The sequence below is a fragment of the Kitasatospora sp. NPDC096204 genome (assembly GCF_044763205.1).
In the GTDB taxonomy this organism is placed as follows: Bacteria; Actinomycetota; Actinomycetes; order Streptomycetales; family Streptomycetaceae; genus Kitasatospora.
In genome coordinates, this window is the sequence record NZ_JBIWFT010000016.1 from 56,186 (window position 1) to 78,479 (window position 22,294).

The following is a 22,294-nucleotide window of genomic DNA, read 5'->3' on the forward strand; positions in this document are numbered from 1 at the left end:
GTCAGTCCGCCCGCGCAGCGAAAAGCCTCACCCCCCGGCGTCGCCCGTCAGTCCACCCGCGCAGCGAAAAGCCGTTGCCCCAGCAGCCCCATCGGGTGCCCCTCCTCCGGCAGGGTCAGCACCGTCGGGCAGCCCGCGGCGGTGAGCGCGGCCCGCCAGTGCTCGGCCGGACGGGCGGTGAGGCCGTGGGGGTCGCCGGTGATCAACAGGTCGAGCTGTTCGGTGGTGGGCGCGAGCAGCAGCAGTCGGCCGCCGGGGGAGAGCAGCCCGACCAGCTCGGGGACCTCCCGCGCCGACTGCCCGGTCACGCTCGCGATGACGACGTCGTAGCGGCCTCCGTCGGGGGCGGTGTGGTGCTCGGTGTTCGGCCGGGGCCGGGCGGCGAGGGCGCGGGCGACGGCGGGCTCGCCGCCCTCGGTGTCGAGTTCGAGGACGCGCAGCGGCCCGGGCCCCTGGTGGGCGTCGGCGGTGCCGCGCACCAGCGCGCCGAGCGCGGCGCCGAGGAAGCCCCGGGCGGCGGCCCAGCGGACCGGGGAGGCGGCCGGTCGGGGGGCCTCCGCGCCGGTGATCAGCCGGGGCAGCCGCAGGGCGCCGCGGCGGACCCGGTCCAGGGCGGCGGCCGGGCCGAGTCCGTCCGCCCAGGTCTCGACGGCCGGGCGCCAGGTCTCCCGGACCTCGGCGGCGGCCGGTCCGGGCCCGCCGTGGAAGACCGGTCCCTGGGCTCCGCCGTCCTGACGGGTGAGCAGGCCGTGCCGGGCGAGTGCGTCCAGCCAGCGGGTGACCAGGGGGCGCTGGGCGGGGGTGACCATGGCCGCGGCCAGGACCTCGGCCTCGGGGTAGCCGCGCGCGGGGTCGGTCAGCGCGCCGCTCTGCTGGAGGGTGTGCAGCAGCGAGGCGAGCACGGCCCGGTCGAGCTGGGCGCCGAAGTCGCGGACCTGGGCGGCGGTGATGCCGATGGCGTACTTCCAGGCGGCGGCCGAGGCGCTCTCGGCGTCGGCGCGCAGCCGGCGGTCGGCGGCCTCGGCGTTGCTGTCCGGGGCGCGGACGTGGGCGAGGACGGCGCCGAGCGCGTCGACGGCGGCGTACACGTCCTCCTGGCGGGGTTCGGGGCCGACGTGCAGGACCAGGCGCAGCGCGCCGAGGTCGTGGGCGGCGAGGCCGGGCTGTCGGCTGAGCCGCCAGAGCAGGGCGGAGGGCAGGCTGAGGTGGGTGGCCCGAGCGGCGGCGACGGCTTCGAGCTGCTGTTCGGGCCGCTGCTCGGGGTCGCCGCAGTGGACGGTGCCGCCGGCCAGCAGGGTGGCGAGGGCGAGTTCGACAGCGAGGTCGGTGACGGGGTGCAGCACGGTGTGCCGGATCGGGGGCGCGCCGAGGACACCGGCCCAGTAGCGCAGCCGCTGCTCGGCGGCCCGGGCGGCGGAGGGCGCCAGCGCGGCGTGCTCGGCGACGCGCCGGGCGAGGGCGCGGGGCAGGCCGCCCGGCGGGGAGACGCCGAGCAGCAGGCCGATGCCGCTGATCGCGCGCCCGTCGGCGACGACGGCGGGTCGGTCGCCGAGTTCGCGCAGCGCGCTGACCAGGGCGGGAGTCGTGGGCACGGTGATCACTCCGGGGTGCGGGGCAGAAACCGCACTACTGAACCACGGGGGCGGGGCGCGGGAGGCCGGTAGCAAGTCAAGCTTCTGTAATGATTTTCATATCGGACAGCCAAGCTGCCGAGGCGAACTCACCGCGAAGTGGTCGGAACCGCACATTCCGGAAGTTCTGTGCGATCCCTTGACAGGTGGTTCGGGTACTGGATCAATGGACCCGAACGGGCCTGACCGAACGATCGGTAGGCAACTTGGGGCGGGCAGGACACAGACCGAGCCCGGCAGGACACGGGCGGCGCCCGGCAGGATACGGCCAGAGCCCGGCAGGACGCAGACAGAGCAGCAGCGAAGGAGCGACGATGACCGGCACCGCACCCGTCCCGCGCCGACACCTCGGGGAGCCGATCCCGCCCGAGCTCCTGGACGCCGGTGAGCGGATGACGCCGGACGAACTGCGCGCCCACCAGCTCACCCGGCTACGGGCCACCCTGCGGCACGCGTACGACAACGTCGAGCTCTACCGCCGCAAGTTCGACGCCGCCGGGGTCCGCCCCGAGGACTGCCACACCCTGGACGACCTCGCCCGCTTCCCCTTCACCACCAAGGCCGACCTGCGCGAGGGCTACCCCTTCGGCATGTTCGCCGTCCCGATGGAGCAGGTCCGCCGGATCCACGCCTCCAGCGGCACCACCGGCCGGCCGACCGTGGTCGGCTACACCGACAACGACCTCTCCATGTGGGCCGACGTGGTCGCCCGCTCGATCCGTGCGGCCGGCGGCCGCCCCGGCCACAAGGTGCACATCGCCTACGGCTACGGGCTGTTCACCGGCGGTCTGGGCGCCCACTACGGCGCCGAGCGGGCCGGCTGCACCGTCATCCCGGCCTCCGGCGGCATGACGGCCCGCCAGGTGCGGCTGATCCTGGACTTCGAGCCCGAGATTATCATGGTCACCCCGTCCTATCTGCTGACCCTGCTGGACGAGTTCGAGAAGCAGGGCGTCGACCCGCGCAGCACCTCGCTGCGGGTCGGCATCTTCGGGGCCGAGCCCTGGACGGAGGAGATGCGGCGCGAGATCGAGGAGCGGCTCGACCTGCACGCCGTGGACATCTACGGCCTCTCCGAGGTCGTCGGCCCGGGCATCGCCCAGGAGTGCGTGGAGACCAAGGACGGGCTGCACATCTGGGAGGACCACTTCTACCCGGAGATCGTCGACCCGTTCACGGACGAGGTGCTGCCCGAAGGGGAGGGCGGCGAACTGGTCTTCACCTCGCTCACCAAGGAGGCCCTGCCGATCATCCGCTACCGCACCCGCGACCTCAGCCGGCTGCTGCCCGGCACCGCCCGGCCGGCCTTCCGGCGGATGGAGAAGGTCACCGGGCGCAGCGACGACATGATCATCCTGCGCGGGGTGAACGTCTTCCCGACCCAGATCGAGGAGATCCTGCTGCGCACCCCGGGCGTCGCCCCGCACTTCCAGCTGCGGCTCGGACGGCAGGGGCGGATGGACAGCATGACCGTCCGGGTGGAGGCCCGGCCGGAAGCCTCCACCGAGCAGCGGGCGTCGGCGCGGGCGGACATCGCCCGCGCGGTGAAGGACGGGGTCGGGATCACCGTCGCGGTCGAGGTGGTGGACCCGTACACGCTGGAGCGCTCGGTCGGGAAGATCAAGCGGGTGGTGGACGAACGGGGTTGAGCCGGTGCGCGGGCTGCGGGGTGACGGGACGGCGGGATGATGGGCGGAGGCATGGCAGCGTGGCGGAACGACCCCCGCGCGGGCTCTATGCTGCGGGGCATGCCGAGTGAGCTGCGCACTCTTCAGCCCGCCGAGGACCTCGCCTTCATCCGGCGGGAGACCGAGCTGAAGCCCGTCCCCTTCGTGCCCGAGATCCGCCTGCACATGGCCGAGGACGCCATCGCCCTGTGGGAGACCACCGAGCGGGCACGCGGGGAGGCCGGGCTGCCGCCCCCGTTCTGGGCCTTCGCCTGGGCGGGCGGTGTGGCGGTGGCCCGCTACGTCCTGGACCACCCCGAACTGGTCGCCGGCCGTACGGTGTTGGACGTCGCGGCCGGCTCCGGGCTGGTCGGGGTGGCCGCCGCGCTGCGCGGGGCCACGGAGGTGCGGGCCGCCGAGATCGACGCCTACGCGGTGGCCGCGATCGGGCTGAACGCCGGGGCCAACGGGGTGCGCGTGGACGGCACCCTGGTGGACCTGGTGGACGGCGACGGCGGGCCCGCCGAGGTGGTGCTCGCGGGCGACGTCTTCTACGAACGGGCCATGGCCGCCCGCTTCCTGCCCTTCCTGGAGCGGGCCGCCGCGCGCGGCGCGACCGTGATCGTCGGCGACCCGGGCCGGGCCTACCTGCCCCGGGAGCGGTTCACCGCGGTGGCGGCGTACCAGGTGCCCGTGGTCGCGGACCTGGAGGACACGGCGGTCAAGACCACCACGGTGTGGCGCCTCGGCTGACGGCCGCTCACACCGAGGGGTGATCGTCCGAGCACCGCAGGGGCGTACGGGCAGCCGTCCGAGCTGCGAAATCCCCGGCGGCGCGGCGGGTCCGGCTGCTAGACAGGCGCGCATGACCGACCAGATTGCCCTGCGTACCGCCGTCCCCGAGGAGATCCCCGCCCTGCTCGCCCTCTGGGCCCGGGCCGCCAAGGGCGCCAGCATCACGGACGACGAGGCGGGGGTGGCCGCACTGCTCGCCCGGGACCCGGACTGCCTGATCGTCGCCACCCCGGCCGGCGATCCGGCGACCGTCCTCGGCACGGTGATCGCCGGCTGGGACGGCTGGCGCTGCCACCTCTACCGCCTCGCCGTCGACCCGGAGCACCGCCGCCGGGGCATCGGCGCCGCGCTGCTGGCGGCCGCCGAGGAGCGCTTCGCCGCGCTCGGCGGGCGGCGTGCCGACGCCATGGTGCTGGACGACAACGCCCTCGGCCACCGCACCTGGCAGGCGGCCGGCTACGCGCCCGAGCCGCAGTGGAGCCGCTGGGTCAAGCCGCTGCCGGCCTGATCGCCCGCCGCCCTGATCGCCCGCCGCCCTGATCGCCCTCCGCCCTGATCGCCCGCCGCCCTGATCGCCCTCCGCCCTGATCGCCCTCCGCCCTGATCGCCCTCCGCCCTGATCGCCTGCCGGCAGCCGCGCACCCGACCGACCGAGCCCGGGGCCGGTGTTCCCGTCCTGACAGGACGGGAACACCGGCCCCGGGCGTTCGTCCGTCAGCCGCGCAGGCGGGCCAGCCAGGCCTCGACCTCGTCGGAGCGGCGCGGGAGGTCGGCGGAGAGGTTCTCGTTGCCGTCCTCGGTGACCAGGATGTCGTCCTCGATCCGCACCCCGATGCCGCGGTACTCCTCCGGCACCGTCAGGTCGTTCTCCTGGAAGTAGATGCCCGGCTCGACGGTGAGCACCATGCCCGGCTTGAGCGGGCCGTCGACGTGCTCCTCGGTGCGGGAGTGGGCGCAGTCGTGGACGTCGATGCCCAGCATGTGGCCGGTGCCGGCCAGGGTGAAGCGGCGGTGCAGACCCAGCTCGTACACCTTGTCCGCGCTCAGGTCGCCGAACAGGCCCCAGGAGGTGAGGTGTTCGGCGAGTTCGCGCTGGGCGGCGTGGTGGAAGTCACGGAACTGCCCGCCCGGCCGCACGGCCGCGATGCCGGCCTCCTGGGCCGCGTACACGGCGTCGTAGACCTTGCGCTGGAGGTCGGTGAACCGGCCGCTGACCGGGAGGGTGCGGGTGACGTCGGCGGTGTAGAGGTGGTTGGTCTCCACGCCCGCGTCGAGCAGCAGGAGGTCCCCGGGGCGGGCCTGGCCGTTGTTGCGCACCCAGTGCAGGGTGGTGGCGTGCGGGCCGGCCGCGGCGATGGTGCTGTAGCCCACGTCGTTGCCCTCGATCCGGGCGCGGACGAAGAAGGTGCCCTCGATCAGCCGCTCGGCGGTCTCCGTGTCGGTGCCGAGGACGCGCACCACGTCCTCGAAGCCGCGGGCGGTGGCGGCGCAGGCGAAGCGCAGCTCCTCGATCTCGAACTCGTCCTTGACCAGGCGCAGTCCGGACAGGAAGACCTCGAACTCCTCGTCCCGCTCGGCGTCCGCCCGGTCCGCGAGTGCCGCCTCCACGCCCGCGTCGTGGCGGCGCAGCACCCGCGCCGGGCCGGTGGCCGCGCGCAGGTCGGCGCCGACGGTGCGCACGTCCCGGCAGGGCAGGCCGAACAGCTGCTCGCTCTCGGTCAGGCTGTTGCGGCGGCCGTCCCACAGCTCGCCGTGGCCGTCCAGCCAGAACTCGCCGTTGTCGATGCGGGAGCGGTTGCGCAGGTAGAGCGCGGCCTCGTGGCCGGTCTCGCCGGTGGGGGTGAGCACCAGGACGCCGTCCTCGGACTGGTCGCCGGTCAGGTAGGCGTAGTCGGAGGAGGGGCGGAACGGGTAGTCGGTGTCGTTGGCCCGGACCTTGGGGTTGCCGGAGGGGATCACCAGCAGCTCGCCGGGGAAGGCGGCGGACAGCTCCGCGCGGCGGCGGGCGGTGTGCGCGGCCTGCGGGACCGGCTCCAGGGCGGTGCGCTCGGTGTCGGCCCAGCCCTGCGTCATGCTCTCGGCGAGTTCGTCCGTGACGCCGCGGGTCAGGCCGTTCTTCCGGTACTTGATGGTCTCGGCGGGCTCGGTCACTGCGGTCTCCTGGTGGGGTGAGGGAAGTGAGGCGTTTCGCTACGCTGCCCCGTCCGTCGGTGTGCGTCCCGTACGGTATATCGAACAGTGCCTGGTGAGAAGAGGTCGAGAGTGAACGACGCCGAGGAATCCGTCCGGGGCGTCCTCGCCGCCAATCTGAAGCGGGTACGGGCCCAGCGTGGCCTGTCCCTGTCCGAGCTGTCCCGGCAGGCCGGGGTCGGCAAGGCGACGCTCTCCCAGCTGGAGTCCGGGGCCGGGAACCCGACGCTGGAGACGGTGCTCGGGCTCTCCCGGGTGCTCGGCGTGCCGATCTCCGACCTGGTCGAGGCGCGGCCGGGCGGCGAGGTCACGGTGGTGCGGGCGGCCGAGACCGAGGTGCTCAGCGGGCGGGGCGTCGATCTGCGCCCGCTGCGCCGGATCGAGTCCGGGGACGCGGTGTTCGAGCTGTACGACCAGGTGGTGCGGGCCGGTGCCGCGCAGGAGTCCGGCGGCCACACCGGCACCGAGCACACCGTCGTCCAGGCGGGCCGGCTGGGCGTGCGGGTCGACGGACGGGAGATCGAGCTCGGCCCCGGCGACTACATCGGCTTCGACGCCGCGCTGCCGCACGCCTACACCGCGCTGGACGGTGAGCGGGTCCGCTCGGTGCTGGTGCTGCAGTACCGGGCCGAGCAGCACGGCCACCTCGCCGAGCCGGCCCGCCCGGCCTCCTGGGGGCTCTGGCACTGAGCGCCCGTGGCGGTTCGGCGCACCGCCGGATCGTTCGGAATACCGAACGTGTCCGACCCTTAGGGCAGGATGATCACCATGACGGACGCACTCAGCTGGCTGGCGGAACCCGAGTCGATCGCCTACGGCGGCTACAGCGTCGTGCTGGCCCGCGGCCTGACACCGGAGGACCTGGTGGCCCGGATCGCCGAGGAGCTGCCGGGACGCACCGCGCGGCCGCTCGGCGAACTCGCCGCGGAGGACCTGGTCGAGGACCACGAGCTCGAGTTCGCCGGCGACGTCGAGGACATCGCGCTGCACCACGGGCGCAGCGGCGACCTCGCCTTCGCGGTGGCGTACGGCTACTGGCAGGGCGAGCTGACGATCCCGCCGTCCGTGTCGCGCGGCGGCGCCGAGATCTACCACCTGGAGTTCGAGGAGGAGAACGGCAAGCCGGTGCCGCCGTTCTTCAGCAGCTACCGGGACGGGCGGGAGCACTGCCACTTCAACCTCCACCTGGACCCCACCTGGGGCCCCGGCGACGTCCGCGGCGAGCCGGCCGCGGCCGCCGCCCTGACGGCGGAGCTGGCCGCCGCCGGACTGCCGGACCCCGAGCGCGAGAGCGGCGACCTCCACCGCACCTGCCTGGAGGTGCTGGGCCGCCACTTCGGGCTCACCCTGCCGCGCGCCCTGGTGCGGGAGGCCGAACTCCCCGCGGTGCTGCTGGAGGTCGACTGATCCGAGGCACGTCGCCGGCCGGGTGCCGGAACGGGCACGGGCGGTCGTAGCCGGTCGTAGCGTGGTGGGTCGAAGAGGCGGTGGGAGCGGGGGAGGCGGCATGACGGGAACGGATCCGCGGTTCGCCGCCTACCTGCCGCATCCGGTCGAGCGGCCTGCCCCGGTGTCCGCGGTGGTGGCGGAGGCGACCGGGGCGGACGTGCCGGTGCTGGCCGGGCTGCAGGCCCGGGCGCGCGGCGGTTCGGCGGACGCATGGGCGGAGCGCATCGATCGGGCGCGCCGCGCCGGACGCAGCCTGGTGGTCACCGCCAAGGTGGCCGGTGAGGCCGTGGGGTACGCGAACGCGGCGTTCCTGCCCGAGCACCCCGTGGACCGCGCCCCGGCCGGCTACTACCTGACCGGCGTCACGGTGGACCCCGCCTGGCGCCGCCGCGGCATCGGGAGGCTGCTGACCCGGTGGCGAATGGACTGGGTCCACCGACAGGACCCGGCCGTCTGGTGCTTCGTCTCCGCCGGGAACCCCGCCTCGCTCGACTTGCACCGGGAACTCGGATTCGATCACGTCAGGACCGGTGCCTCGTTCCAGGGCATCGAGTTCGACGGCGGTGCGGGCCTGCTCCTGCGGGCGGGCCCGCCGAACCGCCCGGCACCGGAGTCCTGACGCCCCGGGGGCCGTTTCCCGGGCGCGTCGTCAACCCGGCTGGCACCTCTCCCTCTTGGGGTGCGAACGGTGCGGGAACGGGCCGTGAATTGTTCACCGGGCGGGTGAAAGGCCCGGCTGTGGTGAGGGCAGCCGAGGGCATCATGGGCCGCGACCGGGACGTCGCGGAACAGGAGTCGACCGATGGGAAGGCCGATGGCGGAGTTCGGCTGTGCGAAGTGCTACGGCGAGGACGAACAGGCCGTCTGGCGGCGGCAGCAGGCGGGCTTCGAGCACGAGGCGGAGGTGGTGGACGGCTCGCACTTCTCGGTGAACCTGCGGCGCTGCAAGGAGTGTTCGCAGCGCTTCGTGTGGATCTTCACCGAGGTCGTCGACTGGATGGGCGGCGACGACGCCCAGTACGTGACGATCCTGCCGGTCACCGCCGAGGAGGCCGCCGGCCTGACCGGCGGAACCCTCCGCCCCCACGACCTGGGCACCCTCGGTCGCAACCGCCGCCACCTCAACCACGACTGGCCCACCGGCGGCCCCGCCCACCTCCACTGGCGCTCCGGCCGCTTCCTGCTCCAGGAAGGCCGGTAGACGGCGAGGTCGACACCCTGCCGGCCCAGCGTGCGCCCAGTCCACCCGGCTCAGGGCCGAGTTCGTCAGCCAGGGTATGGGTTCGGGTGTGGCAGGTCTTTCATCGGGTCATCTGATGTCACATGGAAGCGAGATGGGCCGCTCGCTGCGCGAGTTCTCGCGCGCCGGGGATTCCGCGCCTGCCGTAGACGGTCATGGCTGAACGCACGGTCCTCAGCTCCTGGTTGTTGCGGTCGGATGCCACGCCGTCCATGAGGTCCAGGCATTGGTTCCAGAGGATCACGGCTTCCTCGTGGCGGTGCTGGGCGGCCACGGACTTGGCGAGGTTCGCGATCGTCAGGCCGCGGACTCGCTGGTAGGTGCCCGGAACGCGGTCCTCCAGCGCCGCGCGGTAGTGCCGTTCGGCGGCCCGGTGGTCGTTCATCCCGGTCAGGGTCTTGCCGGTGTGCGATGCCACGGTGGCCGCGACCGGGCCGGAGGCCGCGGCGTAGGAGGGCACGCCGTCGTCGCCGGCGAGCATGGCGTCCTCGGCGGCCAGGAGCGCCCCGGCGGCGTTCTTGGTCTCGCCGCTCGCTCCGTACGCCCGCGCGGCCGTCACCAGCAGCAGTGCCTCCGTCCTGCGGTCGACCCTGCCCTGTGCCCGCGCGAGTGCGGCCTCGGCCAGTTCGACACAGTGCGTGGTCTGGTTCAGGTCGAGGGCCTGGTGGGTGAGGGCCCGCATCATCCAGGCGCCGTGCCCAGCGGGGTCGGACTCGCAGGCGAGCTGGTAGGCGAGGAGGTAGAACCGCTGGGCGGCGCCCTCGCGGCCGAGGTCGTGGCACTTCCAGCCGACCAGGGTCGCCAGTTCGGACGCCGCCCCGAAGGCGCTGCGCCGGACCTCCTCGGACGGGAACGTGGCCTGGAGCATCGGCACGACGGCATCGGCCAGGTAGGACGACACCGTGGACAGGCCGTGGCCGCCGCCCAGCCTCTCGTCGGCGGTCCGGAACATCTCGGTGAGCTGCCGGACGACGGACACCTCCTCGGTTCCGACCCGGCGCCCGCCCGTCGCGGTCCGCAGGGCGGCGGCGACGGCCCGGTGGTCGTAAGCAAGAGGGAGCCCGACGGTGACGGTGGAGAAGGCGAGGGCGAGGAAGTCGCGGCGGTGGAACATGACTAGCCTCCCGAGGTCGGCAGCGGTTGCCAGAGGATCAGGGGCCATGGCCTCCCCGATGGCCGGGAAGCCTAGACCGATCTCGGCGGTCGTCACCTTCCGCTGCGCCGATCTGGTCAGGGCCTCGGCCAGGTAGGCCGCGGTCCGACCGGCCGGGGTTCCGCCCCTGACCCAGGAGAGTACGGCCGAGCGAGAGGTGTGCAGTGTCTCGCCCGCCTCCGCCGCGACGGCGCGGACCGCCTTGGCCAGGGCTTCGTACGTGCACCCTGCTTCCGCGATGACGGCCGCCAGCTGCCGGTTCGGCTCCTTGCGCCCAGTCAACTCGCCTCCCCAGAAGCGATCTTGAACGGATTGAACGGGATGAGCGGGGCATCAACGTACCGCCCGAGCGTGGCCGGCTGTTCACTGAGTTGCACAAACCCGCACTTCAGAGGAGGTCGATGCCCCATGGCCGACGTGTACCGCGACCCACGCCTGCGCGAGCTGACCGGAGCGAGCGTGCTGGTCACCGGAGGAGGTGGCCTGGTCGGCAGCCGCATCGTCGCGCAGCTCGCGGCCTGCGGCGCCGTGCCGATCGTCCTGGACCGGTTCGACGCCTATCCGCAGCCGGTGCGGGACCTGTTCCGGGTGGACCGGCACGGCGCCCGGGTCGTCCTCGGCGACGTGCGCGAGCGGGCCACCGTGAAGTGGCTCACCGGCCGCGCGGACTACGTGATCCACGCCGCCGCGTACGCCGACGTCGCCGCCTGTACCCGTCGGCCCGACACCGCGTTCGCCGCCAACGCGCACGGCACCCAGACCGTCCTGGACGCCGTGGTGGCCTCGCCGGTGAAACGGCTGGTCTTCGTCTCCTCCGCAGCCGTTTACGGCGACGGCACCCCGGCAGGGGACGGCGTGGTGAGGTTCAGCGAGGACCGGCCGCTCAACCCGATCTCGGTGTACGCCAACACGAAGCTGTGGGGCGAGCGCCAGGTGCGCCTGATGCTCGGGGGCAGCGGCACCGCGTGCTCGATCGTCCGGTACTTCTCGGTCTAGCTCGGGCTGGCTCACGGCCGGCCCGAAGGCGGGCCGGTTCGAGGAAGCGGTGAAATCCGATCTCGGCGTCGAGGACGCGTTCGCCGTCTCCTCGTGCACCGCCGCCCTGCACCTCGCCCTGCTGGCGGCCGGGATCGAGGCGGGCGACGAGGTGATCACCCCGAGCCTGACCTTCTGCGCGGCCCCGAACACCATCGTCCGGTGCGGCGGCACCCCGGTGTTCACCGAGGCCGACCCGGTCACCTTCAACCTCGACCCCGAGGCGGCAGAGCAGGCGATCACTCCTAGGACGAAGGCCATCGTGGTCATGCACTACGGCGGCCAGCCCTGCGACCTCCCGGCCTTCCGCAAGTTGGCCGACGACCACGGCCTGCTGCTGATCGAGGACGCGGCCCACGCGCTGCACGCCTGGCGCGACGGCCTGCGGGCGGGCAGCGTCGGCGACCTGGCGGTGTTCTCCTTCTACGCCAACAAGGTCATCACCTTGGCGAGGGCGGGATGATCGTCGGCCGCGCCGACCTCGTCCAGGCCGCCCGCCTGCTCGGTCGGCACGGCATCGACTCCTCCGTGTGGCAGCGCCACGGCAAGCGCCGCACCGCCGACTACGAGGTCACCGTGCCGGGCCTGAAGTACACGATGCCGGACATCACGGCCGCGGTCGGCCTCCAGCAGTTCCAGAAGCTCACCGACTTCACCGCACGCCGGGCCCGGATCGCCGCCTCCTACGACCGGTCCCTGGCCGGCCTCCCGGGACTGCGGCTGCCGACCGTCCTGGACGGGGTCCGGCACGGCTGGTTCCTCTACCCCGTGCTGATCGACCCGGTCGGCGGCCGGAACCGGGACACGGTGGCCGACCTGCTCCTGGACGGCCACGGGATCGGCACCAGCGTGCACTTCAAGCCGGTGCACCGCCTCGCCGCCTACCGCTACCTGGACTGCCACCTGCCCGTCACCGAGCAGATCGCCGCCCGGCAGCTCTCACTGCCCTGCTACCCGGCCATGACAGCTGCGGACGTGCAGCGCGTCATCGACGCCCTGCACGCCATCTGGACCTGACCGGGCGTGCTGGGTCGGTGATCAGAACACCGGCGGCCGGCCCAGCCTCGCCATCCGCCACACCGTGCTCCACCGCATCGGTCGACGCGGCGGACAGGCCGTCCGAACGCCCTCGAAGAAGCCGGACCACCACGCCTTGAGACCGGTCAGCGGCGGGCGACGCAGCAGCGTGTAGGCCGCCCAGGATGTGAGGTAGATCGGCACCAGGACGGCGGGCAGGTGGCGCTTGGCCAGCCACACCCGGTTGCGGGCCGTCATCCGGTAGTAGGCGGCGTGCCGGGCCGGGTCGGTGCGGGGATGTTGGAGGACCAGGTCGGCGCGGTAGTCGATCCGCCAGCCCGCGTCCAGCGCGCGCCAGGCGAAGTCGGTCTCCTCGTGCGCGTAGAAGAACTCGGCGGGGAACAGGCCGACCTGGTCGATCACGCTCATGCGGATGGCGTGGCCGCCGCCCAGGAAGGTGGTGACCTCCCCGGACAGCATCGGGTCGGATGCGCCGAGGCGGGGAACGTGCCGGCGCTGGGTGAACCCGGTCTCGTCCGCGATCCGGAAGGAGACGATGCCCAGCTCCGGGTCCTGCTCGAAGGCGTCCCGGAGCAGCCGGAACGTGTCGGTGCGGGGCAGCAGCCCGTCGTCGTCCAGGACGACCAGCACGTCCGTGCCGCCCAGCTCGCGCAGCCGCTCCACGCCGGCGTTGCGGCCCCCGGGGATGCCGAGGTTCTCCGGCAGCTCCACCGCGTCCACCCACTCCGGCAGCTCGGGCAGCTTCACGCCCTGCCCGAGCACGACGGTCCGAACGCCGGTGTCGCCGCCGTCCTGGGCCCGTACCGACTCCAACAGCGCCGTCAGCTCCGCAGGCCGGTTTCCCATCGTCAGCACCACCACGCCCAGCGTGACGCCCATCGCACCCGACCCTTCGAGGAACCTTCATGATCTCGCCGACACCCCGGCCCGGCGGCGGACCGTCGCTGCGCGAGCTGGCCGGCACCGGCCGTCTGCCGGACCACCAGGTGATGGACCGGCCGACCCTGGACTGGATCGCCCGCCGCCGGCCCGCCGGCCCGGGTGTCCGGCCCAGACTGCCACACCGGCCGCTGCCGCTGGTACCGAAGGACACTTGGTTCGCCCGCAGGGAGACCGCCGCTTCGATCCACGGCGCGCGCCACGGCGCCCGCGTCGCCGTGCTCGTACAGTTGCTCGCCGCCGACCTCGGCCTCGCGCCGGACCAGGGGCAGGCGCTCGCCGCCGCGGCGGCCTGCCACGACTGTCGGCGGTTGAACGACCGCGACGATCCCGGCCACGGCCAGCGCGCCGCCGACTGGCTCGCCGAGCACAGCGCCGACGTGGAGGCGGCCTTCGGGACGGCGGCCACGACGGAGGCGATCACCGCCGTCGCCCTCCACGACGTGCCGCACCACGCCTTCACGGCCGACCAAGATCGCGCCTACTGGCAGCACCAGGCGGCGGTGGACCTCCTCAAGGCAGCCGATGCGCTCGACCGCTACCGGCTGCCACTGGCCCGCTGGTGGCCCGACCTCGGACGGCTTCGCCTGCAGGTTCCCGCCTGGGCACCGGTGCTCGCCCACGACCTGGTGGTGAGCAGCGAGCAGGAACGTCTCGACGGCGCGACCGACGCCCAGGCCCTGGAGCACGCGCTCCAGGCCGTGATGCCCGAGTAGGAGAAGCCCCCGTGCACACCGAGTGGGACCTCGCGCACACCGACTACAGCGCACCGCCCGACCGCCCGGTGCCAGTCGGCCTCACCGACACCGAGGCCGACTGGCACCACCGTCTCTCCCAGGCCCCGAACGGGCACCTGCTGCGCGAGGACGGCAACGCCATGCTCGGCGCGCTCGCCTCCGGCGGTCCGGTCCACCTGCTGCACCTGACCCGCTCCCTGGACGCCGTCCGCTCCAGCGGCCATCTGCTCGCCTCCGCCGGCTGCTTGGTCGGGGCAGTCTACGGCTCACCCCTCACCCCACTGCCCGGCGGTGCCCTGCTGCCCCACAACCTCGGCTCCCACCTGCTGGACGCCCGCCACTCCCTGGCGAGCCGCCGGGGCAGCACGCCGCTGGTCATCGAGGTGACCCCTGACCGCCCGGCGCCGTTGAAGGGCCTCGACTACCTGCGCCTGGGCGGCATTCACCTGCGCGCCTACCAGGCGTACCAGCACGTCCTCACCGCAGCTGAGGACGATCAGGTGCTGCAGTCCGTCGTGGACCGGGTGCGTGTTGCAGCCCCGTTCCTCGATGCGCTCTTGCACAACGCCGGCGGCGGCACGACATCGGAGGAGACGTTCATCGATGCCCTCGCCGTCACGGTCCCGGTCTTCCCGTTTCTCGGGTACCTGTACTTCGAGACGGTCGCCGAGTACCTGATGCTCCACTCCACCAGCCGGGCCACCCGCGAGTACGCGGACCGCGGGGAGATGAACAACCGGCTCTACAAGGACCTCGCCTTCTCCGCCGTGGACGGCATGGGCACGCTCTTCGACCTCGGGCGGTTCCACCCAGGCCATGCCCAGCTCCTCGATCTCGTCGGACACATCGAGCCCGGCTTGGCGGCCTCGGCCGCCAGCTACGTCCGCCGACGAATGTCTCACCTCTTCGCCGTCACGTCCCTGGCCCCGCGCCAGGATGCCCAGGACTTCACGTTCCACGAGGCAGGCCTGGGCACGCTGGCCGAGACGGCACCGTACCTCCTCGGCCAGCTGATCTTTCGGGAGATCCGGCTCCTCGACCGCTACCCGCAGCTCTACCACTGCTTCGAAAAGGCCAAGGCCCTGCAGGCATGGACGTACTGGAACCAGGAGGGCATCTCGATGCCGTTCAACGGTGTCAGCCCCAAGGGGGAGATCGGCATCAACCCCGCCTACCCCAATGCCCGGTTCACGGTGTGGACGGCGGAGACCTGCGAGAGGGGGCTCCTCCGCCCGGTTGATCAGATCGCCGCCGTTCCGGCCCCTCGGCTCGTGCCCTGGCTGGTCGCTCCCCTACGAGAGCGGACGGAGGAGAAGCGGTGGATCGACCGGCTCTCGGTCCCGCTCGGCGAAGTCTGGTGAAGAGTGAGGGGACGGCGGCGGGGTCAGACGGTGCCGAACTCGCCGGACTTGATGCCGGTGATGAAGGACTGCCAGGCGTCGTGGCCGAAGGCGAGCTGGGGGCCGTCGGGGTCCTTGCTGTCGCGGACGGGGAGGATGCCGGGGTGGCCGGGGGCGACCTCGATGCACTGGCCGCCGCCGGTGCTGTACGAGGACTTCAGCCAGGAGTTGGGCGTGACGGTCGTGATGGGGAACATGGTGTGGAGCTCCTTGAGGCGGGCGCGGATGAGAGCCAGCGAGTCCGCACATGAGAGGGATTGGACCTGGAGTCCATCGTATGTCCTTGCGAGGGAGCGGATGTTGTCCTGGTCTTCGCGTTCGACGTAGCCCCGTTGGATGGTTTCGAGGTAGGCCATCCATGTGCCGGTCGGGGAGGTCAGGAGCGTGAACGGCCAGATCGTCGGGAGGTTTTCGCCGAGGCTGGACGGCGCGATCTGCAACGTGACGTGGGGAAGGCCGGCCACGCTCTCCAGTCGGCGCAGTTGTTCGGCCATGACGACCGGCCCGCCGATGGGCCGGAGACAGCTCTCCTCCAGGATGATGTGGATCGAGGGAGCGGGTTCCCGGTAGAGCAAGGCCTGCCGGGCCATGCGGACGTTCAGGCGTTCGCTGATCTGGTCCTGGGAGATCTCGCCTCGCCGGACTTCGGCGTTGACGATTGCGGACGCGTAGGCCCGCGTCTGAAGCAGCCCGGGGATGACGTTCAGCTCGTAGATCTTGAAGGCGGTGGCCTTGCGCTCGTGCTCGATGTAGGCGACGAAGCCGCCGATCAAGGTGCTGCTCTTGGCGGTCCAGTACAGGAGTTCAAGCGCCTCGCAGGTGTCGAGCTCCTTGTCGCACCGCCGGACGAGGTTCAGCGGCGCGGGGCGGTCGCCGTTCTCGATCATGGAGATGAGCGAGTCGCTGTAGTTGGTCCGCCGTCCGAGTTCGACCTGCGTCAGTCCCCTCGCCCTGCGGAACCGCCGGAGCTGAACGCCGATGGCCGCGTGCGCGGATGAGGTCGGGTCAACTTCTCGCTGAGGCATGGAGATCACCCATTTCCACAGTGCCCGGTGTCAAAGTGAAGCTCTTCCCATGTTAACCCCGATTGGACACTCTTGGTGAGGGGGCAACAGCAGAGAGAGACTAGCCGGTGGATATGACGAACAATCAATCCGAAAGCCTGATTCTGCGGCGGAACTTTCCGGCCTGCCGCTGCCCGCAGTGCGGCGACGCCATCCCCGAGGCGCGGATGAGTGCCGACTCCTTCGCCCCGGCGGCGCCGCCCGCGCGGCGGGTGGCGCCGCCGTCCGACCCCTACCGGCCCGCGATCACCGGGGAGCGGGTCTTCGACGTCCGCTCCGGGCGGTGGGCCGCCTTCATGGGGTGGCAGCACGGCCGTGCCTACCTCCGGCCGCTCACCGGCGGCATCGAGTGGGAGACCGAAGCACGTTGGATCACGACCACCGAACAGTGAGATGCCCGATGAGTAGCATGATCGGCAAGATCACGACGGAGGACCGTCGCCTCGCGGCCGACGTCCTCGACGACCTCCAGGCCGTCCTGAGCGCCGCCTCCGTGAAGCTCCCGTCCCTCGGGATCGACTGGCGCTCGGCCAAGGCCACCGGCGTCGTCCTGATCGACCTCGGGGCCGCCCGGCCGGACGTCATCGAGCGGCTGGTCGTCGTCCTCCGCAGAGGTATGCGGCCGTAGTCGGAGCCGGCGTCATCACCGCCGGAAGTCTCGTGTTCGCGGCATCGGCTCTCCTGATGATTCCCGAGCGCGTCTCCCCGGCCGCGAGCGCTCTGGTGTTCGTCCTCGTGTTCCTCGCCGCATCCACGGGCGCATTCATGGTCGCCGCCGGATGGATGAGGGCGCACCCATAACAGCGCGGGCTTCGAGTCAGACTCGAAGCCCGCGCTCATCTCCCCGTCCCTCAGGTGCCGTTGAGCGCGTACGTGCGGAACGTCGCCAGCAGCGGCAGCACCTCGGTCTTGCTGGGGTCCTCGGTGACGGCCCGCATCGCGTCGATCACCGTGTGGGCGATGATCTTCGTCACCGAGAGGTCGTCCGCGGGCGCCAGGGTGCCCCAGGCCTTCAGCGTCTGGGTCAGCAGGGCGCTCATCCTGGCACCGATGTTGGAGCTGACGGCATCGGAGATCTCGGCGATCTCCTCGTCGCTCATGGTGGCGCGCAGCCCGAAGGCCAGCGCCATCAGGGTGTCCATCGCGTGCTCGCCGTACGCGGCGACCAGCGCCGGCAGCGGCCGTTCCCCGGTGCCGCCCGCCGCCAGGGCGAACAGTGCCTCGTCGTCGTCCTTCCACGCCGCCTCCAGGGCGGCCAAGGCCCGCAGGGCCTCGTCTGCGGTGAGCCCGTCTGTCATGGAAGGAACGGTATTGAGCCGTCCCGGCTTCCGACAGGTGCGGAAGCCGGGATCACCCCTTCGAGCGAAGCGGGGCCGATTCGGGCCGGTGGACGTGGGCGAAGTGCTCCGCGTCCCAGCTGCCGCCCAGCTCAGGGGCCAGCGAGGCGTGGGCGAGGGCGGCGAAGTCCGCTGCGCCGCCCGCCCGTTCCGGCAGCGCGCCGAGCAGCGGGGCACCGGCGCAGCGGGGCAGGTCGGCCAGGTTGCAGCGCTCGGCGAGGCCGGGCTCGGCCGGCCAGGAGCCGACGAGCACACCCGCGAGCGGCAGGCGGCGGGCCGCCAGCGCCTCCGCCGTGAGGGAGACGATGTTGAGCGTGCCGAGCCCGGCCGAGGCGATCAGCAGGATCTCGGCCGGGAGCCCGGCGTCGAGCACGGCCCTGGCCTGGTCGGCGAGCGTCCGGCCCTCGTCGTCGTAGCGGACCAGCAGGCCGCCCGCGCCCTCCACCAGGACCAGGTCGTGCGCGCCGGCCAGTGCGGCGACCTCGGACACCACCTCGGCGGGGGAGAGGTAGGCCATCCCGGCCCGCCGGGCGGCGGTGTCGGGAGCCAGTGGCTCGGGGTAGCGCACCAGCTCACGGACCGTCAGATCGCCTGCCAGGCGCCGCACTTCGGCGGCGTCGCCCGGTTCGTCCGGCGAGACGCCGGTCTGCCCGGGCTTGAGCACCGCAACCCTCAGCCCCGCCCGCAGCGCCGCCGAGGCGACGGCCGCGGTCGCGACGGTCTTGCCGACGTCGGTGTTCGTCCCCGTCACGAACAGGATGCGCGCGCTCATCCGGCCACCGCCGCGGCGGTCACGGCGGCGGCGATCCGCGCCACGTCCTCGTCCTGGGTCACATAGGGGGGCATGGTGTAGATCAGGTCCCGGAACGGCCGCAGCCACACGCCCTCCCGCGCCGCCGCCTCGGTCGCCGCCGGAACGTCCACCGGGTGGTCCAACTGCACGACGCCGATGGCCCCCCGGACCCGTACGTCACGCACACCGGGGACGTCCGCGGCCGCCGCGAGGCCCTCGGCCAGCCCGCTCTCGATCCGCTTCACCTCCACCGACCAGTCCTGCCCGAGCAGCAGGTCCAGCGAGGCGTTGGCGACCGCGCAGGCCAGCGGGTTGCCCATGAACGTCGGCCCGTGGGCGAGCACCGGCACCTCGCCGCGGCTGATCCCGTCCGCGACCTCGGCGGTGCACAGCGCCGCGGCCAGCGTCAGGTAGCCGCCGGTCAGCGCCTTGCCCAGGCACATCACGTCCGGGGAGACGCCCGCGTGGTCGGCCGCGAACAGCGCGCCGCTGCGGCCGAAGCCGGTGGCGATCTCGTCGAAGACCAGCAGCACCCCGTAGCGGTCGCACAGTTCGCGCAGCATCCGCAGGTAGGCCGGCGAGTGGAAGCGCATCCCGCCCGCGCCCTGGACCACCGGCTCGACGATGACGGCGGCCAGCTCGTCGGCGTGCCGGGCCATCAACTCCTCGAAGTGCTGCGCGTACCCGGGGTCGAGCGGGGCGTCGAACCCGGCCGGCGGCTCCGGCGCGAACAGCTGGCCGGGCAGCACCCCGCCCCACAGGTGGTGCATCCCGCCGTCCGGGTCGCACACCGACATCGGGTGGAAGGTGTCCCCGTGGTAGCCGCCGCGCCAGGTGAGCAGCCGGCTCTTGGCCGGCCGCCCGGTGGACTGCCAGTACTGGAGGCACATCTTCATCGCGACCTCGACGGCCACCGAGCCCGAGTCGGCGAGGAAGACGTGCCGCAGCGGCTCCGGGGTGATCTCCACCAGCCGGGCGGCCAGCCGGACGGCGGGCTCGTGGGTGAGCCCGCCGAACATCACATGGCTCATCCGCCCCAGCTGTTCGCGCACCGCCTCGTCCAGCACCGGGTGCCGGTAGCCGTGGATCGCCGCCCACCAGGACGACATCCCGTCGACCAGCTCGCGCCGCCCGCCCGCGACCGGCTCGGCCAGGTGCAGCCGCACCCCCGAGGCGGACTCGACCAGGTACGGGGTGACGGTGCCGGGCATCGGCCCGTACGGGTGCCACACATGGGCGCGGTCGAGGGCGAGCAGGTCGGACGCGGAGGCGGCCGTGGACGGCTGGAGCATGGTGCGTTCTCCGGAGGGTCGGAACTGTCAGGCGTTGGGCGCGAGTTCGGTGCCGGCGCCGCGGCGGCGGACCTTCACGAGGTCGCTGCGGAGCCCGTCCTCGGTGCCGTTCTCGCTGTCGGGTACGGCAGCGGCCTCAGCGGTGACGGCCTCCGGGGCGGGGGCGTCCGCGCCGTGGGCGTGCCCGCCGCACGGCCCGCAGCCGCCACCGCCGCTGCCGCAGGCCGAGGCCGCGGTGCCGCAGCCGCCGGCGGCCTGGGCGGCCTCCGCGACGTCCGCGCGGTGGCGCGGCAGGGTGGCCTCGCCGGCGCCCTCGACCTCGAAGCCGGCGTCCCTGATCATGTCGAGGTCGGCCTGGCCGGCCTGGCCCTCGCTGGTCAGGTAGTCGCCGAGGAAGATGGAGTTGGCGATGTGCAGGCCGAGCGGCTGCATCGAGCGCAGGTGCACCTCGCGCCCGCCCGCGATCCGCACCTCGGTGTCCGGGTTGACGAAGCGGACCATCGCCAGGATGCGCAGGCAGCGCTGCGGGGTGAGGTTCCACTCCTTGGCCAGCGGGGTGCCCTCGAAGGGGATCAGGAAGTTGACCGGGACGGAGTCCGAGCCGAGCTCGCGCAGTGCGAACACCACGTCGACCAGGTCCTCGTCGCTCTCGCCCATGCCGGCGATCAGGCCGGAGCAGGCGGACAGGCCCGCGCCGTGCGCCTTCTGCACGGTGTCCACCCGGTCCGCGTAGGTGTGGGTGGTGGCGATGTCGCCGTAGGTGCCCTCGGAGGTGTTGAGGTTGTGGTTGTAGGCGTCGGCGCCGGCCGCCTTGAGCCGCTCCGCCTGGTTGTCGGAGAGCAGGCCGAGGCAGACGCAGATCTCGACCGCGGGGTCGGCGTCCTTGATGGCGGCCATGGTGTCGGTGACCCGGTCGATGTCGCGGTCCGTCGGGCCGCGGCCGCTGGCGACCAGGCAGACCCGCTTGGCGCCGCCGGCCACCCCGGCGCGGGCGGCCTCGGCGGCCTGGTCCGGCTTGAGCCAGGTGTACTTGAGGATCTCGGCCTTGGACCCGAGCCGCTGGGAGCAGTACGAGCAGTCCTCGGGGCACAGCCCGCTCTTCAGGTTCACCAGGTAGTTGAGCTTGACCCGGCGGCCGAACCAGCGGCGGCGCACCTTGCCGGCCGCGGCGACGACGTCGAGCAGCTCGTCGTCGGTGGTGGCGAGGACGGCCAGGGCCTCCTCGCGGGTCGGGACTTCGCCGCGCAGGCCCTTGGCGGTGAGGTTATCGAGAAGATCCATGGGGCCGATCCTGCCTGGTGGCGATCGAGCGGCGCCAGAGCAAACCTGCCAGAAGATCGGCGTGAGGATGTGCCGATTGCCACAGTGTCGAAGGTCACGGGCTCCGTTGCTGGTCATGGGCTTGACGAGGTGCCGGGCCAGCGGTTACCGGCGAGTAGTCAGCGGGTGGCGGACGGGTGGCGGACGGGCGGTGACCGAGGTGGTGACCGAGGTGGTGACCGAGGTGGTGACCGAGGTGGTGACCGAGGTGGCGCCCGGGTGGTGACCGGGGTGGCGGGCGCGCCGCGGACGGGGCGTCGGACGGCTCCGGCGGACGATGATCCACAACCCCCGACCCCGTGATCCACGCCACCCCGGGGGTGCTTAGAATCTGCGCCATGACCACGCAGGGGGAGCGCACCCCGACTCCGGGAGAGGGCCGGGACGGCCGGGCAGAGCAGCGGGTCGGCGGGGCCGCCGACGCCGTCGACGCCGAGGGGGGAACGGACCGCGGGCGGGGCCGTCGGATGACGGCCCGTCGGGCGGCCGGCTGGATCGTCGTGGTCGGGGTGGTCGCGTCCGGGGGATGGATCATCACCCGCCCGATGCCCGGCGACTACATACCCGGGCTCGGCCCGTCCACCAAGGACTCGGCCGCGACGCCGCGGGTGGTGGGCGCCCCGCCGCCGCGCACCGACCCCGAGGCCCTCAACGTCGACACCCTCTTCCCCGCCCAGCGGCCGGTCGAGGTCGGCGCCTTCAAGGCGCGGCGCAACGGCGTCCGGCAGGGCGAGAACTGCGTCGAGGTGCTCCAGGACCGCACCCAGGACCCGCTGAAGGACACCGGCTGCCAGGGCTACCTGGCCGTCAGCTTCACCGGCCAGGACCACCCCGTGCTCAGCAGCGTCACCCTGCTGCGCTTCCCCGACCAGCCGTCCGCCGCCAGGGCCGCCGACGCCCTGCGGGCCAAGCCCGGCGCGGTCGCCTTCATCCTCGCCGACGCGTCCACCGCCCCCACCCCGCCCCCCGGCGCCAAGCCGGGCGGCGAGCCGCGGATCGAGGCGGTCGGGCACTACGTGACGGTCACCAGCTCGCGGCCCGGCGACGGCCGCCCGGCGAGCGCCGCCCCGAGCGGCACCGGGGCGCCGGCCGCGCCGCTCCCGGCGGCCACCGGCACGGCGTCCGGCACCGAACAGAATCTGGACGAGGCGACCCGCGCGCTCTCCTACGCGGCGGGTTCACCGTTCGCCTGGATGTGACGCCCGGCCGACCCG

General features: G+C 72.9%; 23 protein-coding genes and 1 pseudogene. 15 read left to right on the forward strand and 9 right to left on the reverse strand.

Features of this window, described 5'->3' with window-relative positions:
- Positions 1-47: 47 nt before the first annotated feature.
- The gene (locus ACIQ87_RS19350; RefSeq protein WP_402407995.1) at positions 48-1,592 is read right to left on the reverse strand and encodes a hypothetical protein; all 1,545 of its coding nucleotides are present in this window, start codon (positions 1,590-1,592) and stop codon (positions 48-50) included.
- Between the two features lie 353 nt (positions 1,593-1,945).
- On the opposite strand from ACIQ87_RS19350, the gene paaK reads away from it, so the two are divergent.
- From paaK to ACIQ87_RS19365, 3 genes are all read left to right on the forward strand, one after another.
- Positions 1,946-3,280, forward strand: coding sequence for a phenylacetate--CoA ligase PaaK (paaK, locus tag ACIQ87_RS19355; protein WP_402407997.1), 1,335 nt, complete (start codon positions 1,946-1,948; stop codon positions 3,278-3,280).
- A gap of 99 nt (positions 3,281-3,379) precedes the next feature.
- Positions 3,380-4,051 (forward strand): class I SAM-dependent methyltransferase, encoded by a 672-nt coding sequence (locus ACIQ87_RS19360; RefSeq protein ID WP_402408000.1) that lies wholly within the window; start codon positions 3,380-3,382, stop codon positions 4,049-4,051.
- A gap of 112 nt (positions 4,052-4,163) precedes the next feature.
- The gene (locus ACIQ87_RS19365) at positions 4,164-4,601 is read left to right on the forward strand and encodes a GNAT family N-acetyltransferase (RefSeq protein ID WP_402408002.1); all 438 of its coding nucleotides are present in this window, start codon (positions 4,164-4,166) and stop codon (positions 4,599-4,601) included.
- 206 nt (positions 4,602-4,807) lie between these two features.
- Here the strand turns inward: ACIQ87_RS19365 and ACIQ87_RS19370 are convergent, their stop codons facing one another.
- The gene (locus tag ACIQ87_RS19370) at positions 4,808-6,244 is read right to left on the reverse strand and encodes an aminopeptidase P family protein (RefSeq protein ID WP_402408005.1); all 1,437 of its coding nucleotides are present in this window, start codon (positions 6,242-6,244) and stop codon (positions 4,808-4,810) included.
- 111 nt (positions 6,245-6,355) lie between these two features.
- Here ACIQ87_RS19370 and ACIQ87_RS19375 point away from each other — a divergent pair, with 111 nt between their 5' ends.
- The 4 genes from ACIQ87_RS19375 (at position 6,356) to ACIQ87_RS19390 (ending at position 8,933) form a co-directional block, all read left to right on the forward strand.
- Entirely contained in the window at positions 6,356-6,973 is a 618-nt protein-coding gene (locus ACIQ87_RS19375) for a helix-turn-helix domain-containing protein (RefSeq protein ID WP_402408008.1), read from the forward strand.
- A gap of 78 nt (positions 6,974-7,051) precedes the next feature.
- Positions 7,052-7,690: a DUF6461 domain-containing protein gene (locus tag ACIQ87_RS19380; RefSeq protein WP_402408011.1), complete on the forward strand. Its 639-nt coding sequence runs from the start codon at positions 7,052-7,054 to the stop codon at positions 7,688-7,690.
- A 100-nt stretch (positions 7,691-7,790) separates the two neighbouring features.
- Positions 7,791-8,351, forward strand: a complete 561-nt coding sequence (locus ACIQ87_RS19385) for a GNAT family N-acetyltransferase (RefSeq protein WP_402408014.1) — start codon at positions 7,791-7,793, stop codon at positions 8,349-8,351.
- 183 nt (positions 8,352-8,534) lie between these two features.
- On the forward strand, positions 8,535-8,933 hold the full coding sequence (locus ACIQ87_RS19390) for a hypothetical protein (protein WP_402408017.1): 399 nt from the start codon (positions 8,535-8,537) through the stop codon (positions 8,931-8,933).
- Between the two features lie 118 nt (positions 8,934-9,051).
- Here the strand turns inward: ACIQ87_RS19390 and ACIQ87_RS19395 are convergent, their stop codons facing one another.
- Complete coding sequence (locus ACIQ87_RS19395; RefSeq protein WP_402408020.1) at positions 9,052-10,407, reverse strand: tetratricopeptide repeat protein; 1,356 nt, start codon at positions 10,405-10,407, stop codon at positions 9,052-9,054.
- 126 nt (positions 10,408-10,533) lie between these two features.
- Between ACIQ87_RS19395 and ACIQ87_RS19400 the strand changes: the two genes are divergently transcribed.
- Both ACIQ87_RS19400 and ACIQ87_RS19405 read left to right on the forward strand, forming a co-directional pair.
- On the forward strand, positions 10,534-11,121 hold the full coding sequence (locus ACIQ87_RS19400; protein ID WP_402408022.1) for an NAD-dependent epimerase/dehydratase family protein: 588 nt from the start codon (positions 10,534-10,536) through the stop codon (positions 11,119-11,121).
- A 49-nt stretch (positions 11,122-11,170) separates the two neighbouring features.
- Positions 11,171-12,177, forward strand: a pseudogene (locus tag ACIQ87_RS19405) (DegT/DnrJ/EryC1/StrS family aminotransferase).
- Between the two features lie 21 nt (positions 12,178-12,198).
- On the opposite strand, the gene ACIQ87_RS19410 reads toward ACIQ87_RS19405, so the two are convergent.
- Positions 12,199-13,077 (reverse strand): glycosyltransferase family 2 protein, encoded by an 879-nt coding sequence (locus ACIQ87_RS19410; protein WP_402408023.1) that lies wholly within the window; start codon positions 13,075-13,077, stop codon positions 12,199-12,201.
- A 26-nt stretch (positions 13,078-13,103) separates the two neighbouring features.
- On the opposite strand from ACIQ87_RS19410, the gene ACIQ87_RS19415 reads away from it, so the two are divergent.
- Both ACIQ87_RS19415 and ACIQ87_RS19420 read left to right on the forward strand, forming a co-directional pair.
- On the forward strand, positions 13,104-13,853 hold the full coding sequence (locus ACIQ87_RS19415) for a hypothetical protein (RefSeq protein WP_402408026.1): 750 nt from the start codon (positions 13,104-13,106) through the stop codon (positions 13,851-13,853).
- An 11-nt stretch (positions 13,854-13,864) separates the two neighbouring features.
- Positions 13,865-15,235: a hypothetical protein gene (locus ACIQ87_RS19420; RefSeq protein WP_402408028.1), complete on the forward strand. Its 1,371-nt coding sequence runs from the start codon at positions 13,865-13,867 to the stop codon at positions 15,233-15,235.
- 23 nt (positions 15,236-15,258) lie between these two features.
- Here ACIQ87_RS19420 and ACIQ87_RS19425 read toward each other — a convergent pair whose 3' ends face one another.
- Positions 15,259-16,299 carry a Scr1 family TA system antitoxin-like transcriptional regulator gene (locus tag ACIQ87_RS19425; RefSeq protein ID WP_402408031.1) on the reverse strand — a complete coding sequence of 347 codons (1,041 nt, stop codon included), beginning with the start codon at positions 16,297-16,299 and terminating at the stop codon, positions 15,259-15,261.
- Positions 16,300-16,412: 113 nt separating this feature from the next.
- On the opposite strand from ACIQ87_RS19425, the gene ACIQ87_RS19430 reads away from it, so the two are divergent.
- Together ACIQ87_RS19430 and ACIQ87_RS19435 are read left to right on the forward strand one after the other, a co-directional pair.
- A complete protein-coding gene (locus ACIQ87_RS19430) occupies positions 16,413-16,730 on the forward strand; it encodes a hypothetical protein (RefSeq protein WP_402408033.1) in 318 nt (105 codons plus the stop codon).
- An 8-nt stretch (positions 16,731-16,738) separates the two neighbouring features.
- Positions 16,739-16,966, forward strand: coding sequence for a hypothetical protein (locus ACIQ87_RS19435; protein WP_402408036.1), 228 nt, complete (start codon positions 16,739-16,741; stop codon positions 16,964-16,966).
- A 223-nt stretch (positions 16,967-17,189) separates the two neighbouring features.
- On the opposite strand, the gene ACIQ87_RS19440 is transcribed toward ACIQ87_RS19435, so the two are convergent.
- The 4 genes from ACIQ87_RS19440 to bioB are packed head-to-tail and all read right to left on the reverse strand — an operon-like array spanning position 17,190 to position 21,041.
- The gene (locus ACIQ87_RS19440; RefSeq protein WP_402408039.1) at positions 17,190-17,636 is read right to left on the reverse strand and encodes a hypothetical protein; all 447 of its coding nucleotides are present in this window, start codon (positions 17,634-17,636) and stop codon (positions 17,190-17,192) included.
- A gap of 52 nt (positions 17,637-17,688) precedes the next feature.
- On the reverse strand, positions 17,689-18,447 hold the full coding sequence (bioD, locus tag ACIQ87_RS19445; RefSeq protein WP_402408042.1) for a dethiobiotin synthase: 759 nt from the start codon (positions 18,445-18,447) through the stop codon (positions 17,689-17,691).
- On the reverse strand, positions 18,444-19,760 hold the full coding sequence (locus tag ACIQ87_RS19450) for an adenosylmethionine--8-amino-7-oxononanoate transaminase (protein WP_402408045.1): 1,317 nt from the start codon (positions 19,758-19,760) through the stop codon (positions 18,444-18,446). The genes bioD and ACIQ87_RS19450 overlap by 4 nt, the downstream gene beginning before the upstream one ends.
- Positions 19,761-19,787: 27 nt before the next feature.
- Positions 19,788-21,041 (reverse strand): biotin synthase BioB, encoded by a 1,254-nt coding sequence (gene bioB / locus ACIQ87_RS19455; protein ID WP_402408047.1) that lies wholly within the window; start codon positions 21,039-21,041, stop codon positions 19,788-19,790.
- Positions 21,042-21,156: 115 nt separating this feature from the next.
- Between bioB and ACIQ87_RS19460 the strand changes: the two genes are divergently transcribed.
- The gene (locus tag ACIQ87_RS19460) at positions 21,157-21,306 is read left to right on the forward strand and encodes a hypothetical protein (protein ID WP_402408050.1); all 150 of its coding nucleotides are present in this window, start codon (positions 21,157-21,159) and stop codon (positions 21,304-21,306) included.
- Between the two features lie 112 nt (positions 21,307-21,418).
- Complete coding sequence (locus tag ACIQ87_RS19465) at positions 21,419-22,279, forward strand: hypothetical protein (RefSeq protein WP_402408051.1); 861 nt, start codon at positions 21,419-21,421, stop codon at positions 22,277-22,279.
- Positions 22,280-22,294: the final 15 nt, after the last annotated feature.

Excerpts from the sequence above, each read along its gene's own strand:
- ACIQ87_RS19425 (WP_402408031.1), bottom strand. The coding sequence starts at position 16,299 with ATGCCTCAGCGAGAAGTTGACCCGACCTCATCCGCGCACGCGGCCATC.
- ACIQ87_RS19400 (WP_402408022.1), top strand. The coding sequence starts at position 10,534 with ATGGCCGACGTGTACCGCGACCCACGCCTGCGCGAGCTGACCGGAGCG.
- ACIQ87_RS19450 (WP_402408045.1), bottom strand. The coding sequence starts at position 19,760 with ATGCTCCAGCCGTCCACGGCCGCCTCCGCGTCCGACCTGCTCGCCCTC.
- ACIQ87_RS19365 (WP_402408002.1), top strand. The coding sequence starts at position 4,164 with ATGACCGACCAGATTGCCCTGCGTACCGCCGTCCCCGAGGAGATCCCC.
- ACIQ87_RS19360 (WP_402408000.1), top strand. The coding sequence starts at position 3,380 with ATGCCGAGTGAGCTGCGCACTCTTCAGCCCGCCGAGGACCTCGCCTTC.
- ACIQ87_RS19430 (WP_402408033.1), top strand. The coding sequence starts at position 16,413 with ATGACGAACAATCAATCCGAAAGCCTGATTCTGCGGCGGAACTTTCCG.
- ACIQ87_RS19385 (WP_402408014.1), top strand. The coding sequence starts at position 7,791 with ATGACGGGAACGGATCCGCGGTTCGCCGCCTACCTGCCGCATCCGGTC.
- bioD (WP_402408042.1), bottom strand. The coding sequence starts at position 18,447 with ATGAGCGCGCGCATCCTGTTCGTGACGGGGACGAACACCGACGTCGGC.
- ACIQ87_RS19460 (WP_402408050.1), top strand. The coding sequence starts at position 21,157 with ATGGGCTTGACGAGGTGCCGGGCCAGCGGTTACCGGCGAGTAGTCAGC.
- ACIQ87_RS19415 (WP_402408026.1), top strand. The coding sequence starts at position 13,104 with ATGATCTCGCCGACACCCCGGCCCGGCGGCGGACCGTCGCTGCGCGAG.
- ACIQ87_RS19390 (WP_402408017.1), top strand. The coding sequence starts at position 8,535 with ATGGGAAGGCCGATGGCGGAGTTCGGCTGTGCGAAGTGCTACGGCGAG.
- bioB (WP_402408047.1), bottom strand. The coding sequence starts at position 21,041 with ATGGATCTTCTCGATAACCTCACCGCCAAGGGCCTGCGCGGCGAAGTC.
- ACIQ87_RS19380 (WP_402408011.1), top strand. The coding sequence starts at position 7,052 with ATGACGGACGCACTCAGCTGGCTGGCGGAACCCGAGTCGATCGCCTAC.
- ACIQ87_RS19440 (WP_402408039.1), bottom strand. The coding sequence starts at position 17,636 with ATGACAGACGGGCTCACCGCAGACGAGGCCCTGCGGGCCTTGGCCGCC.
- ACIQ87_RS19465 (WP_402408051.1), top strand. The coding sequence starts at position 21,419 with ATGACCACGCAGGGGGAGCGCACCCCGACTCCGGGAGAGGGCCGGGAC.
- paaK (WP_402407997.1), top strand. The coding sequence starts at position 1,946 with ATGACCGGCACCGCACCCGTCCCGCGCCGACACCTCGGGGAGCCGATC.
- ACIQ87_RS19435 (WP_402408036.1), top strand. The coding sequence starts at position 16,739 with ATGAGTAGCATGATCGGCAAGATCACGACGGAGGACCGTCGCCTCGCG.
- ACIQ87_RS19410 (WP_402408023.1), bottom strand. The coding sequence starts at position 13,077 with ATGGGCGTCACGCTGGGCGTGGTGGTGCTGACGATGGGAAACCGGCCT.